This window comes from Protaetiibacter mangrovi (assembly GCF_024752305.1).
GTDB lineage: Bacteria > Actinomycetota > Actinomycetes > Actinomycetales > Microbacteriaceae > Homoserinibacter > Homoserinibacter mangrovi.
The window spans coordinates 281,216-294,973 of record NZ_JANTHX010000004.1 but is presented as its reverse complement, the minus strand read 5'-3'; the positions used below and the strand labels follow the sequence as shown (position 1 = coordinate 294,973).

Annotated in this window: 13 protein-coding genes; all 13 read right to left on the bottom strand. The window is 69.3% G+C overall.

The genetic code is table 11. The features are described 5' to 3' along the window. Window positions 1-46: 46 nt before the first annotated feature. Window positions 47-709: a type IV pilus inner membrane component PilO gene (locus tag NUH29_RS03585; protein WP_258797613.1), complete on the bottom strand. Its 663-nt coding sequence runs from the start codon at window positions 707-709 to the stop codon at window positions 47-49. Beyond that, a complete protein-coding gene (locus tag NUH29_RS03580) occupies window positions 706-1,422 on the bottom strand; it encodes a PilN domain-containing protein (protein ID WP_258797612.1) in 717 nt (238 codons plus the stop codon). The genes NUH29_RS03585 and NUH29_RS03580 overlap by 4 nt, the downstream gene beginning before the upstream one ends. Continuing rightward, window positions 1,419-2,468 carry a type IV pilus assembly protein PilM gene (gene pilM / locus NUH29_RS03575; RefSeq protein ID WP_258797611.1) on the bottom strand — a complete coding sequence of 350 codons (1,050 nt, stop codon included), beginning with the start codon at window positions 2,466-2,468 and terminating at the stop codon, window positions 1,419-1,421. Before pilM ends, NUH29_RS03580 begins: the two co-directional genes overlap by 4 nt. Window positions 2,469-2,499: 31 nt before the next feature. Beyond that, the gene (locus tag NUH29_RS03570; protein ID WP_258797610.1) at window positions 2,500-3,324 is read right to left on the bottom strand and encodes a prepilin peptidase; all 825 of its coding nucleotides are present in this window, start codon (window positions 3,322-3,324) and stop codon (window positions 2,500-2,502) included. Next, window positions 3,324-5,171, bottom strand: a complete 1,848-nt coding sequence (locus tag NUH29_RS03565) for a hypothetical protein (RefSeq protein ID WP_258797608.1) — start codon at window positions 5,169-5,171, stop codon at window positions 3,324-3,326. Before NUH29_RS03565 ends, NUH29_RS03570 begins: the two co-directional genes overlap by 1 nt. A 3-nt stretch (window positions 5,172-5,174) precedes the next feature. Then, complete coding sequence (locus tag NUH29_RS03560; RefSeq protein ID WP_258797607.1) at window positions 5,175-5,870, bottom strand: prepilin-type N-terminal cleavage/methylation domain-containing protein; 696 nt, start codon at window positions 5,868-5,870, stop codon at window positions 5,175-5,177. Next, window positions 5,867-7,270 carry a type IV pilus modification PilV family protein gene (locus NUH29_RS03555; protein WP_258797605.1) on the bottom strand — a complete coding sequence of 468 codons (1,404 nt, stop codon included), beginning with the start codon at window positions 7,268-7,270 and terminating at the stop codon, window positions 5,867-5,869. Before NUH29_RS03555 ends, NUH29_RS03560 begins: the two co-directional genes overlap by 4 nt. Window positions 7,271-7,375: 105 nt before the next feature. Then, window positions 7,376-7,789 (bottom strand): type II secretion system protein, encoded by a 414-nt coding sequence (locus NUH29_RS14555; RefSeq protein ID WP_308445742.1) that lies wholly within the window; start codon window positions 7,787-7,789, stop codon window positions 7,376-7,378. Window positions 7,790-7,914: 125 nt separating this feature from the next. Beyond that, window positions 7,915-9,168, bottom strand: coding sequence for a type II secretion system F family protein (locus NUH29_RS03545; protein WP_258797603.1), 1,254 nt, complete (start codon window positions 9,166-9,168; stop codon window positions 7,915-7,917). Further along, window positions 9,168-10,688 (bottom strand): type IV pilus twitching motility protein PilT, encoded by a 1,521-nt coding sequence (locus tag NUH29_RS03540; protein WP_258797602.1) that lies wholly within the window; start codon window positions 10,686-10,688, stop codon window positions 9,168-9,170. Before NUH29_RS03540 ends, NUH29_RS03545 begins: the two co-directional genes overlap by 1 nt. Window positions 10,689-10,731: 43 nt before the next feature. After that, on the bottom strand, window positions 10,732-12,387 hold the full coding sequence (locus tag NUH29_RS03535) for a GspE/PulE family protein (RefSeq protein ID WP_258797599.1): 1,656 nt from the start codon (window positions 12,385-12,387) through the stop codon (window positions 10,732-10,734). Window positions 12,388-12,526: 139 nt separating this feature from the next. Next, a complete protein-coding gene (locus NUH29_RS03530; RefSeq protein WP_258797597.1) occupies window positions 12,527-12,934 on the bottom strand; it encodes a hypothetical protein in 408 nt (135 codons plus the stop codon). Continuing rightward, entirely contained in the window at window positions 12,909-13,715 is an 807-nt protein-coding gene (locus NUH29_RS03525; RefSeq protein ID WP_258797595.1) for a hypothetical protein, read from the bottom strand. Before NUH29_RS03525 ends, NUH29_RS03530 begins: the two co-directional genes overlap by 26 nt. Window positions 13,716-13,758 lie beyond the last annotated feature (43 nt).

Genomic DNA, 13,758 nt, shown 5'->3' with positions numbered 1-13,758 from the left:
GGTGCCGGCGGCCGCGACGGGAGGGGCGCGGCCGCCGGCGGTCGGGTTATCCGGCGGCGGCCGTGTCGGTCGCCGCGTCCGTCGAGTCGGCGGACGCGGACGCCGGGGGCGCCTGCCGGAGCAGCACGTACATCGTGCCGTTGAGCGTGGTGGTGAAGGTCGTGCCGTCGCCCGAGGTGGTCACCTTGGTCACGAGCATCAGGCGGTCGCCGGTCTGCACCCCGTGGGTGAAGGCGAGCACCTCGTTCCAGCCGCCGCTCACCGAGAGGGTGACCGGCACCAGGAGGAAGTTGTCTCCCGAGATGCGGCTGTCCGTGACGGGCTTCGGAGCCCCGTCGGGGTTCTCGTCTCCGGTCGGCGGCGCGTACTTCACGACCTCGCCGATCGAGATCTGCTCGATGGTGACCGCCGTGGCGGTGGCGAGGTTGTTGAGCGTCGTGATGAACGCGGCGCTCTCGAGCCCGCTCGGGATGACCTTCTCGATCTCCGCCGCCCGCGCCTGATACTCGGGGAGGTTGGCCTCCTCCTTCTTCAGGTCGTCGATGGCGGTCTGGATCGACGTGTTCTGAGCGATCGCCGCCTTCCGCTGGCCGTCGGCCAGGGCCTGCGCGGAGAGCTGGGGCGACACGCCGAGGAACCAGCCGGCCGCGAGCACGCCGACGACGACCACGAAGGTGATGAGTCCCCAGACCTGGGTGCTGAGCTTCACTGTCCCGTCCCCTCGGTCGTGGCGTCCTCCGCGGTGAGCCGGTTGCTGTACGCCTGCGAGTCGATGTGCATCTCGATGCTCGCCGTGTAGCTGCCGTCGTCGCTCCGCGAGACGCTTCCCGGCGTCGCGTCGACGTAGCCCGGGAGCTCCTTCAGCCGGTTGAGCCAGTCCGGGATCTCCGGGAGGCTCGGGCTGATCGCCGAGAACTGCAGCGTCGCGATCCGCGCGCCCTGCAGCGGTGTCGACGACTGCGGGTACTGCTCCGTCACCGTGGACGCGTCGACGGTGAAGCTGTCGAGCGCGACGCCCGCGGGGAGCGACGCCTGCACCCGGCCGAGGTAGTCCTGCCAGTCGATCTCGGTCGATCCACCCACCTTGAGGGCGGCGTCGCCGACCTCGACCTGGGTGATCGCGTACTGCACGTCGGCGTACTTCGCCTGCTCGGCGAGCAGATCGGTGGTCCGCGCCTGCTCGGCCTGCGCGGCGAGCGTCGCGCTGAACGCCAGGTACCAGGCGCCGCCGACGGCGGCGATGGTGAGCACCACGACGGCGAACATGAGGAGCCGAAGGCCGCGCTGCACGCCGAGCTGGCGGTTGCGCTCGCCGAGCTCCGGCGGCATGAGCGAGACGCGGGGTGCCGCGCCGAGGGGCACTGCCTTGCGGCCTGCGGCGGCGCCCGCGGTGCGCGGAGGCGCCGTGACGGTGGCGGTCATGCCTTGCTCCCGAGGGTCAGGCCGGCGGCGACGGGCACCCCGGCGATTCCGGCGGACATCTGACCGGTGTCGACCGAGCGCGCGACGGCGAGGCGGTCGACCGGGGCCGGCGCGCGCACCGGAAGACGCGTCGCATCCGCGAGCGCCGTGGCGAAGCCGTTCAGCTCTGCGCCGCCGCCCGACAGCACGACGCGCTCCACCGTCGAGCCGGGTCGGCTCGAAAGGTAGAAGCTCAGCGTGTTGCGGATCGACACGACGAGGTCGCCGGTGGCTTCGTAGATCACCTCGAACGCCGGACGCAGCTCGGGGCCGGCACCCTGGGTGGCGAGACCGAAGCGGCGCTTGATCTGCTCCGCCTGGTACTCGTCCATGCCGAGGCGCGAGACGAGCGCGCGGTTGATGTCGTCGCTGCCGTTCTGCACGATGCGCACGAAGTGCGGCACGCCGTTCACGGCGACCGTGACCATCGTGGTCTCCGCCCCGATGTGCACGAGCGCCACCGAGCCCTGGGCCATCGGCCCGGTGAGCAGCGAGCGGCTGAGCGCGAAGGGGATCAGGTCGACGTCGACGGGCACGAGCTTGGCCTTCTCGACCGCTTCCACGATGCCCAGCACGCTCTCCTTCACCGCCGCGACGAGCAGACCCTGGATGACGGGCTTGCCGTCCTCGTCCGCTTCGGCGATCGGATAGAAGTCGAGCAGAGCCTCGGCCACCGGCACCGGCAGCACGTCCTGCACCTGGAAGGGCAGGGTCTCGCGGATGCGGTTCATCGGCATCCGCGGCACCGAGAGCTCGCGCACGAGCACCCGGGCGTTGCCGACGCCGACGATCACCTTGCGGGTCTTGAACCCGCCCTGTGCCCAGAGCTGCTTGAGCGCCCCCACGACGGTTTCCTGATCGGTCACCTCGCCGCGATTGACGGCCGTGGTCGGAACCGCGATCTGGTGGTACCTCACCAGGGTGGGCCTCGCCGAGGCCGCGCCGGATACCTCTGCGGCTCTGATCACCCCCCGACCGAAGTCGAGACCAACGATGGTCGATGCCATGACTTTCTCCTTCTCCCGTTTGCCCCCGTCGTCAGCCGAGGCCGACGAAACGGAGATATGCGGCGGCGATCGACTCGCCGCCGACGATGCCGATCCAGGCCCCGAGGAACATCCAGGGTCCGAACGGCAGCGATCGGTCCGCGAGGGACCGCCGCACGATGAGCGTGATCGCCCCCGCGATCGCACCCACTGCGAACGCCGCACCGACTCCGACCGCGAGTTGCGCCCACCCGAGCGCACCGAGGTAGAAGCCGAGCACGCCCGCGAGCTTGACATCGCCCATCCCCATGCCGCCGCGGCCGATGAGGGCCAGCAGCAGGTAGAAGGCGAAGGATCCGGCTCCGCCGACGACGGCGGAGATCAGCAGTTCGGGTCGACCGAGCAGGATGACCGCGGGCACCAGCAGCACGACGCCCGCGATGAACGCGGTCAGCACGATCGAGTTGGGCAGCCGCCGCAGCTCGACGTCGATCGCCGAGAGGGCGATGCTGACGGCGGCGAGCACGAGGAACGCCACGAGTTCGAGGCTGGCGCCGACCACCCCGGCCGCCGTCTCGGCCTGCACGATCGCCGGAGCGAAGAACAGCGCCACGAGCACGAAGGCGAGCGCCGTGAGGGCCTCCACCATCGGGTAGCGCGCCGAGATCGGGGTCCGGCAGTCGCGGCAGCGGCGGCCGAGCATCAGCCAGGACAGCACCGGCACGTTGTCGCGGGCACGGATCTCGGCGCCGCACCCCGGGCAGGCGGACGCCGGCCGCACGATGGAGACGCCGCGCGGCACGCGCCACACGACCACGTTGAGGAACGAGCCGATCGACAGGCCCGTCACCCCCGCGACGGTCGCGAGCAGCGGCATCAATTCGCTGCTCCGTTCGCGGCGAACGCCGACGGCGCGCCGGCGACCTGGGTCGCCTGGTAGGTGGTCGAGGTCGGCACGAGGTACTTCGGCGGTGCCGAGTAGGTGAGCCGGGGGTCGTAGTTGTAGCTCTTGGCGTAACCGGTCGAGACCCCGCTCGAGCCACCGGTACCCACCGGACCACGGAACTTCTGCGCCATGCTCCCCACGATCTTGAGGATGCCCCGGTCGGAGCCCTGCGCGTAGTTCTGCACCTGGATGGTGTGCGCGACCGAGAGCAGCGAGGCGTAGATGTTGCGGTTGGTGCCGAGCATCGCCGTCGTGGTGGTCGTCGTGCAGTACCAGCCGCAGCTGACGGTCTCGGTGCGCATCGGGTTCCACACCCACACCGCGTTCTGCCCGACGAGGCCGAGCAGGTCCTGCGTGTTGTCCTTGTAGGTCAGGTCGCCCGTGATGTAGACGAAGTTCTCGGCGGCCGCCGTCATCCGCCCCTTGATCTGACCGCTGATGTAGAGGTCGCCGTTGCGGCAACCGTACGCGGGGGTCGTCGAGGTGGAGCTGGAGGGGATGTTCTCGGTGTACGAGCCGATCGTGGCCGGGAACTTCTGGGCGTACGTCGTCGTGCTGCTGCTCGACGCGATGCGCCAGCCCTGGCTCGACCCGCTGCCGCTGCAGTAGTAGTTGCCGAACGAGGTGGTCGAGGTCGAGGTGTAGTTCGGATCCGACGAGGTGGTGGGCACGTTCTGCACGTAGATGAGGTTCAGGTCGAGCACCGGGATCGTGGCCCCCGAGGTGCTGCCGAGCGCGTTGCCGCTCGTGCCGACCGCGCCGCACTTCGACGGCGTGCTGCCCGTGTTGGACCCCGTGGTCTGGGTCTTCTTGGTGAACGGCGACCAGATCGTCATGTTGCCGTCGCCGTTGAACTTGACGACGGTCGGGCCCGTGTACAGGCACCCGGGGTCGGGCACCTGGCTCGGCAGATCGCTGCGGGTCTCGGTCTTCATGGCCGCATTGGTGTCGGGCATGGTGATGGCGCCGACCTTCTGCGGGTTGCCGGAGTTGAAGGTCGCCGCCGAGCACCCCGACCCGGTGCCGTAGAGCGGGTTCGTCGTGCTCGCGGTCGTCACAGCGCCGTTGAAGGTCGCGCCGCACATCAGGATGCGGTCGTTGCTGTGCACCTTGCCGTTGATGGTGTCGCTCGCGGCGAACTGGATGTCGCCGCAGTTCGGCGACCCCGAGCTGTAGCCGGTGACCCCCGAGGTCTTCTGCGGCGGACGGTTCCACCAGTAGTTCTCGCAGTAGGGGTCGTTGCCCGAGGTGATCAGCGGGTCCTGCGTCTCGAAGTCCGTGAAGTACACGAAGTCGCTGAAGCCGTCCTGGCGCAGGTCGGCGATGAGCGAACGGGTCTGGTCGCCCACCTTGCCCGTCGCGCGCACCCGGATGACGCCCGTCGAGGCGTACTTGGCGGTGTTGACCTCGTAGCGGAACTGGGCCTTGCCGTCGGATCCCGGCACGGTCGCCCATGCTCCGCCTGCGGTCACGGCGAACGCGTTGTTGGCGTTCGTGCCGGTCGGCAGGCTGAGCCCCGGGCTCCCCGCGCTGAAGGCGGAGGCGGGATTCCCGTACTTCACGTACGAGCTGTCGTTCTCGACCCGGCTGGAGTAGTCCTCGATGCCCGCGTAGGCGGCGGACAGCGCGGCGTTCCAGTCGGTCTCGGTGTCGGCCTTGACGGTGCCGCTCGAGGTCGAGGTGAGGGCGACCGCCGTGATGAGCACCAGCACGAGTCCCAGGCCGATGACCATGGGCAGCACGTAGCCCTCTTCTTGGCGGATCAGTCGACGTAGCATCTGTCAGCTCCCTGCCGCGAGGTCCATGTTGGGCATGCCGATGGTGTTGTCGAGCTCGACGACATCCGTCGAGTTGTCGGCCTGCACCTTGACGACGAACCGCACCGAGGTCACGGCGGTGCGCTGGGCGAGCGTGAGGTCGCCCGAGGTTCCGAGCTGGGCGCCGCTCGCGTTGTAGTACCGGAACAGCGCGTCGCTCGACGCGTTGACGACGACGTTCCCGAGGATGCGGGTCGAGCTGGGTGCGGTCGACATGCTGGGGAACACCGCGTACCCCTGGGCGTTCTTGGTCGCGGTCCAGCGGTCCTCGAGCATCCGGCCCTGGGCGTCCACCCGGTAGCGCACGCGCAGCGGGGTCTCGAAGACGTTCCCCACGGATCCGCTCACCCCGGCATCCGTGTAGGTCATCACGGTCAGCGACGTCGCGGACGCGGCGACGACCGCCGGGTCGGGGGTGGTCGAGCTCTGCACGGCGTTGTTGACCGAGGCGCGGATCGCGGTCGAGACGACGTTCATGATGTTGCTCGCGTCGGAGGTCGAGCGGCGGATGCTCTCGGACTGCAGCGTCTGCTTGGTGACCGAGACGAAGAAGCCGACCGTGATCGACATGAGCAGGGCGCTCAGGATCATCACGACGAGGGTCTCGACGAGCGTGACCCCGGCCTCCTCCCGGCGCAGGCGCCGCTGCAGGGCGATCATCCCGCCACCCGCGGGTCGAGGGTCACCTGGTTGCCGGAGACCATGCCGGAGGTGACGACGTTGTTGAGCGGGATGATCGCCGACTGACCGATCGCCGCGCTGCTGGAGGTGCTGCCGCTCGTCGTCGAGGAGTAGAGCTTCCAGGTGCCGTAGGGGAGCATGATCGTACGGTCCGAGTTGCTGTTGTTCGTGCCCACGCGGTCGAAGTTGTAGGTCATGCTGACCGCGCACCCCGGCTCCCCCGGTACGGCGGAGGTGTCGACGCTCACCGCGGTGATGTAGTTCTTCACCGGGATGCTCTTGAGCTGGAGGGTCGCCAGCGCGACGTTCATCGCCGCACCGCCACCGGGGGCCGCGGCCACCGGATCCGGCGCGACGCCGGCGGCGAGCGAGGTGCCCGACACCGTGCCCGCCTGCCACTCGGCGGGATCGACGGCCGAGCATCCCCCGGCCCCCGTCGCGTCCGGCGCGACGTAGTGACCGGCGATCGCCCGGTACCCCGAGCTCCACGGGAACAGCTGCGCGGTGGCCGCGGATCCGCTCTTGTAGTAGACGCCGTAGGTGTTGACGAAGCTCGTCTCGAAGTTGGTGGCCCGCGCGGCGGTCGAACCGCCCGCGTAGGTGAGGGCGAAGGTGGCGGCGCTGTCGTAGGTGAACGACGCGTTGACGGTGGCGCCGGCCGTGACCGAGATGCTCGATGTCGGCGAGGTGAGCTGGCCGGAGCTGATGTAGCCCGACTTGGACAGCCCCACGATGTAGTCGCCCGGGGTCACCTGCAGGGCGTAGGTGCAGCCCTCGGCGTTCGTGTTGTCGGGCGGCGTGTCGAGCGTGGCCGCGCCCGATCCGTTCGGGGTGACCGCGACGGCGACACCGGATGCGCCCGTGCCGTCGGCCTTCACGACCGAGACGAGGATGGTGCCGCGGGTGGGGTCGTTGAGCCGGCCGTCCGGCGCGAGGATGGTGTCGGAGGACACGGGGGCGATCGGAACGATCTGCCCGCCCCAGGTGACGCGCACGTTGACGCGCTTGTACTGCAGGTTGCCCGACCCGCCGGCGCCGCACGGGATGTCGAGACCGGTGCCCGACACCCACGAGGTGTCACGGTAGATCTTGTAGTCGATCCCGTCCACGTTCTGCGTGATCGTGCGATCGAAGACGTTGAAGGGATCCCCGATGGAGCGGACGAGGTCGATCTCGCCGGCCGCCAGGCTCAAGGCCGTGACGCGGTGGCGCTGGTCGCCCGAGAGGCGGACGGCCGTGACGGTGGCCTGGGCGACGCCGATCGAGATGACGAGGAAGATGAGGGTGGCGGCGAGCACCTCGATGATCGAGACGCCCGAGTCGGAGCGTGCGGCATCGGCGGCCCGACGGATCAGGCTCCGACTGCTTCGTGACTTCATCTACGCCCCCCCGAGCGATGTCGTCGATGATTCCGACTAGGAGGGTGGGGCGCCGCGAACGCGACGCCCCACCCTGGCCGCCGGCCGGAGCCGACGTCCGAACCCTTACGGGCTGGTGACCTCTTCGACGCCCGACGAGTCGGTCGCCTGGAACTTCTTGCCGGTCGGGCTGGTTCCGTCGATGGTGAAGGACGAACCGGTGGTCGCCGGCGTGAAGGTGATGGTCTCGCCGTCCTGGCTGACACCCGGGTAGCCGTAGCTGTCGAGGCCGGTCAGGTCAGCCGGGTAGGAACCCTCGGCGGTGAAGTACGCCACGACGGCGGTCTTCGCGTTCTGGATGTCCGACTGGGTGGCCGAGTCCTTGGCCGAGTTCTGGACCCCGATGTACACCGGGATCGCGATCGCGGCCAGGATGCCGATGATGATGACGACGACGAGGAGCTCGATGAGGGTGAAGCCCTCGTCCTTCTTGGCGAGCTCCGCACGCTTGGCCTGGAAGGCCTCGATGATGCGAGTCATGTGCAATTCCATTTCCTCTTGTTTTGATTTGGGTTCGCGAGCCGTCCCCCCCAACGGTGGTGACTCGACGTCTTGATGCTCTCGTGCGCATCCCCCAGGCGGTATCCCGCGATGGGGGGACAGGATCAGGCGCCTCCGACGACGTTGATCATGCTGAAGATCGGCATGTAGAGCGCGATCACCATGCCGCCGACCACGACGCCCAGGAAGGCGATCAGCAGCGGCTCGATGATCGAGGTGAGCGCCTCGGTGGTGGCCTTGACCTCGTCGTCGTAGAAGTCGGCCACCTTCGACAGCATGGTGTCGAGAGCACCGGCGTCCTCGCCGACCGCGATCATCTGCGCCGCCATCGGCGGGAACACCTTCTCCTCCGAGAGCGGCCCGGAGATCGACTTGCCGACGCGCACCGAGTTGGCGATGTTGATCGACGCCTGCTCGATCACCCAGTTGCCCGACGCCTCGCCCACGATGTTGAGGGCCTGCAGGATCGGCACACCCGCCTTGACCATGTCGGCGAGGTTGCGGCAGAACCGGGTGATGGCGATCTTCGACATCAGCTTGCCGAAGATCGGCAGTTTGAGCTTCAGCGGGTCGACCGTCTTGCGGACCCGCTCGGTGTTCTTGTTCCCGTTCCACCAGATCGAGAACGCGATACCGCCCACGATCAGCACGGGCACCACGTAGACCATCGCCTGGCTGAGCCAGACGAGCATGAGCGTCGGCAGCGGGAGTTCCGCGTCGAACCCGGCGAACATGTCCTTGAAGATCGGCACGATGAACAGCAGCATGATCACGACGGCGACGATCGACATGATGAAGACCATCACGGGGTACGTCATCGCCGACTTGATCTGCTCGCGCAGCTTGGCTTCCTTCTCGTAGTTCACGGCGATCGTGTCGAGGGCGCCGTCGAGGAAGCCACCGGTCTCACCCGCGCGCACCATGTTGACCATGAGCGGCGGGAAGACCCGCGGATGCTTGCCGAGGGCGTCGGAGAACGACCAGCCCACCTCGACGTCGCGCGCGACGGTGGCGAGCGTCGACTTGAGCTTCTTGTTCTCGGTCTGCTCGGCCAGGATCGCGAGCGCCTTCAGCAGCGAGAGGCCGGCGCTCACCATCGTGGCGGCCTGACGCGAGAGCACCGCGAGGTCCTTGAGACCCACGCGCGATCCGCTGCCGATCTCGATCTCTCGGTTGAGGCCGGTGCCGGCCGCCGACTCGTTGACCTTGACGGGACTGAGCCCCATCGCGCGCATCCGGTCGACGGCCGCGCTCTCGGTCGGCGCCTCGAGCTTGCCCTTGACGAGCTTGCCGCCGCCGTCTCGGCCCTGGTACGCCCAGTTCCGGGTCGGCGATGCGACCGCTGCTCCTGCTGCCATCAGATGTTCCTCGCAGTCTGGCCGTTGTTGTTGAGGTCGCGGCGGGTCACGAGCCGGTTGAAGGTCTCGGGATCCTGGACCTTCTCCATCGCCGCGTCGTAGGCGGCCTCGCCGCCGTTGACGAGCTCGGCGAGGTGCTGGTCCATCGTGTGCATGCCCTGAGCGGCACCCGACTGCAGCGCCGAGGTGACCTGGTAGGTCTTGCCCTCGCGGATGAGGTTGGCGATGGCCGGGGTGATGAACATGATCTCGGTGGCCACGGCGCGCCCGCGGCCGTTGGCGCGCTTGACGAGGGTCTGACAGACCACGCCCTGCAGGGTCGCCGCCAGCTGCACCCGGATCTGATCCTGCTGGTGCGGCGGGAACACGTCGATGACACGGTCGATCGTCGAGCCGGCGCTCTGCGTGTGCAGCGTCGCGAACACGAGGTGACCGGTCTCGGCCGCGGTCAGCGCGACCGAGATCGTCTCGAGGTCGCGGAGCTCGCCGATGAGGATCACGTCGGGGTCCTGGCGGAGGACGTGCTTGAGGGCGTTGCCGAAGGAGTGCGTATCGGCGCCGACCTCGCGCTGGTTGATGAGCGCCTTCTTGTTCTGGTGCAGGAACTCGATCGGGTCCTCGACCGTCACGACGTGGTCGCGGCGCGTCGTGTTCACGAGGTCGATGAGCGCGGCGAGCGTCGTCGACTTTCCGGAACCGGTCGGGCCGGTCACGAGCACGAGACCACGCGGCAGCTTGGCGAACTCCCCCACCTGCCCCGGCACACCCAGCTGGCCGAGGTTCTTGATCTCGGTCGGGATGATGCGGAACGCCCCGCCGATGGCCCCGCGCTGCTGGTAGAAGTTCACACGGAAGCGGGCGTTGGCCGAGAGCGTGAACGCGAAGTCGAGCTCGAGCACCTCGTCGAACTTCGCCCGCTGGGTCGGCGACAGGATGCTGTACAGGGCCGTGGCGGTCTTCTCGCGGTCCCAGATGGGCTGCTCGTGCACGGGCGTCAGCGTGCCGTCGATGCGCAGCAGCGGCGAGGTGCCGGTCGAGATGTGGAGGTCGGATGCGCCGGCCAGCAGCACCTCCTGCAGGCAGTGCAGCAGGTCGGGGTCCGCGTTCGCGCGCGCGGCGCGGGCGAAGTCGTCGTCGAGCACCGATTCCGGGGTCGCCATCGGGGCGGCCGGGGCGACGGGTGCGCCGAATCCGGGACCCATGGCCGCGCCGGCATCGAAGCTCGGCACCTGCAGGTCGACCGCGGGCGGCGGCGTGAGCCCGGGCATCGACGCCGGAGCGGCGGGGAAGGCGGCGGGCTCGGCCGACGCGACCGGCGCGACCGGCGCGGCGGCGGTGTCGAGCACGGGCGGGGCGCTCGCCCCGGGCGGTGGCAGCTGCGAGAAGTCGACCGACGGCATCGCGTCGGGCGGCAGCACGCCGTGCGGGGGCGGCAGCGTGCCGCTCGCGCCGGGCGCGCCGAACGGCGGAGCCCCCGGATCCGTCAACGGGATCTCGTAGATGTTGTTGTTGTTGGTCACGCGCTGGTCCTCCCCCTCCATGCGGAACCTCCCGATCGCGTCGTCAGGCGACGACGCGGAGGATCTCCTCGATGCTCGTCATGCCGAGCAGAGCCTTGCCCCAGCCGTCCTGACGGAGCGTGTACATGCCCTGCTGCACGGCCACGCGCCCGATCTCGGCGCTCGAGGACCGCGACACGGCGAGGCGCTCGATGTCCTCGGTGACCGTCATGACCTCGTGCAGCGCCATCCGGCCGCGGTAGCCCGTGTTCGAGCAGTGCTGGCAGCCGATCGGGCGGAACAGGGTCGGGATCCCCATCCGCGGGTCGAAGGCGAACCCGAGCGCCTGCAGCTCCTCGGGCGGGTGGTGGTACGGCTGCTTGCACTTGTCGCACAGGCGCCGCGCGAGTCGCTGGGCGACCACGCAGTCGAGCGCGGACCCCACCAGGAACGGCTCGATGTCCATCTCGATGAGACGCGTGACGGCGCTCGGCGCGTCGTTGGTGTGCAGCGTCGAGAGCACGAGGTGGCCGGTGAGCGAGGCCTCGATGGCGATCTGCGCGGTCTCCTGGTCGCGGATCTCACCGATCAGCACGACGTCGGGGTCCGATCGCAGGATGCTGCGCAGGGCGCTCGCGAAGGTGAGGCCCGCCTTGACGTTCACCTGCACCTGGTTGATGCCGGGGAGCCGGTACTCGACCGGGTCCTCGACCGTGATCACGTTGATCTCGGGCTTCGCGACCTCGTTGAGGGTCGTGTACAGCGTCGTCGACTTACCGGAACCCGTCGGACCGGTCACGAGGATCATGCCGTACGGCTTCGAGTACGACTTCTTGAAGCGCTCGAGGTTGTGGTCGAGCATCGCCATCTGCTGGATGCCGAGCTGCGTCGACGAGTTGTCGAGGATACGCATGACGACCTTCTCGCCGTACACCGTCGGCAGGGTCGCGACGCGGAGGTCGATCTTCTTGCCGCCGTGCATGACCGAGAGACGACCGTCCTGCGGCTTGCGCCGTTCGGCGATGTCGATGTCGCTCATGATCTTGAGGCGGCTGATGACGCCGTTCTGGATCGTCTTGGGCGCGCGCTGCATCTCGTGCAGCACGCCGTCGATGCGATACCGCACGTGCAGGTCGTGCTCGGCCGGCTCGATGTGGATGTCGGACGCGTGGTCCTGGATCGCCTGGCTGATCAGCAGGTTCACGAAGCGGACGATGGGCGCGTCGTCCTCGACCTCGGCGCGCTCGAGCTCGCTCCCCGCCGACTCGGTGTCGCCCTCGATCTCGCTCGAGAGGTCGTTCAGCTCGTTGTCGGCGCGCACGAAGCGGGCGATCGCGTTGAGCAGGTCCTGACGCTCGGCGACGACGGCGCGCACCGAGAAGCGCACGGCGGCGCGGATGTCGTCGAGCGCCACCACGTTGTTCGGGTCGGCCATCGCGACGAGCAGCCGATCGCCGTCGCGGCCGATCGGAAGCACCTCGTGGCGGCGCAGCAGACCGATCGGCACGAGGGCGACGGCGGAGTGGTCGACGGGGTACTCGGTGAGATCGACGAACGGCAGGTTCAGCTGGGCGGCGCGGGCGGAGGCCACCTGGCTCTCGCTCAGCAGACCGGTCGCGACGAGCTCGCGGATCTGGGTCTCGTCGTCTCCCGCCGCGGCGTCGATCGACGTGATCGGAAGCTGACCGCGGATGATCAGGATCTCGGACAGGGAGGCCATGCCACCCCCCTAGGTGTCTGCACGGTGATCCGGGATGCCGTCCCCCCGAACGGGCATCTCGATCAGGGACCCCACATCCCTGAGATGGTCAGGCTATGCGGAGTGCGCCGCCCGGGCGATACCCGCATGCGGGGGGTACTCAGCGACGGAAGTACGCCCAGCATCCGATCGGCGGGGCCGCGGCGAGCGCCGCCGCCGCGAGCAGGAACGGGCTGACGGCCTCGGCGAGGGCGAGCGAGATGTCGACGACCGCGGCCGCCGCGAGGGTGACCAGGTAGACGCCCGCCGCGGTGGCGAGCGCGCCGAGCCACGGGGTCCGCGCGGGGACCGTCAACACGATGCCGAGGTAGACCACCCCCATGCCGAGCAGGATCGTGACGGGGCCGAAGTACGGGCTCACCGACTGCTCGACGGGATCCCGGTCGAGCAGCACGGCGATCGCACCGAACACCGCGAACACGAGAGCCGCCCAGCTGACGGCGACGAAGATCCCGGCGACGCGCTCCGGATGGCGGGGCCGTTCAGGCGGAGGGGTGGGCTCGCTCATACTCGGCACGGCGGTCGGCCACGCTCTGCTCGAACTGGGCGCGCTCGGCGGCGTTGCGCTCCTTCACGCGCCGACCGCGTGCGGCGATCGCGAGGCCGAACCAGAGGGAGATCTCCCGCGCCAGCACGAGGGCGGTGATCAGCAGCGGGGAGCCGAAGACCTCGGCGGCCTTCGCGACCCCCTCCTCGGCGGTCATGCCGATCGCGCCGAGGGCGAGCAGGATGATGCCGCCCGAGATCGCGTAGGTCAGGATCGCGACGAACAGGCTGCCGAGCACGTGGGCCCACCAGGCGGCGCGGTTCACGATCAGCGCGAACAGGCACGCGAACACCGCGTAGACGCCGACCGGCACCCAGAACGAGAGGCTCGTGAGGAACTGCGGCAGCGAGGAGTCGACGGACGCGCCCGTCAGGGCGATCAGGATCGCCACCACGCCGAGGTAGGCGAGCGCGAACGCCGCCGCGCCGAGCAGCGAGATCAGCACGCCGAATCCGCGGTTGTGGCGGGCGGTGGGCGGGGTGGGCGCCTGCACGTAGACGACCTCGCGCGCCTCCACCGGCACCGCGGCGGGTGCGGCCTCGACCACGGGCTCGGCGGTGACGACCACCGGCTCGGGTTCGACCACGACCGGCTCGGCGACGTCGTCGACGACCTCGGCCTCGTCGACCTCCGGCACGACGGGGTCGACGCCGACGTGCTCGGCGGCGGATACCGGCTCGACCGTCGCGGGGGCGACGACCTCGGGCTCGGTGGGGGTGTTCGGGTCCGTGGGCTCGGCCATGAGGGCTCCTTCGCGTGGTGCACCCCAGCCTAGAGCGCCCACC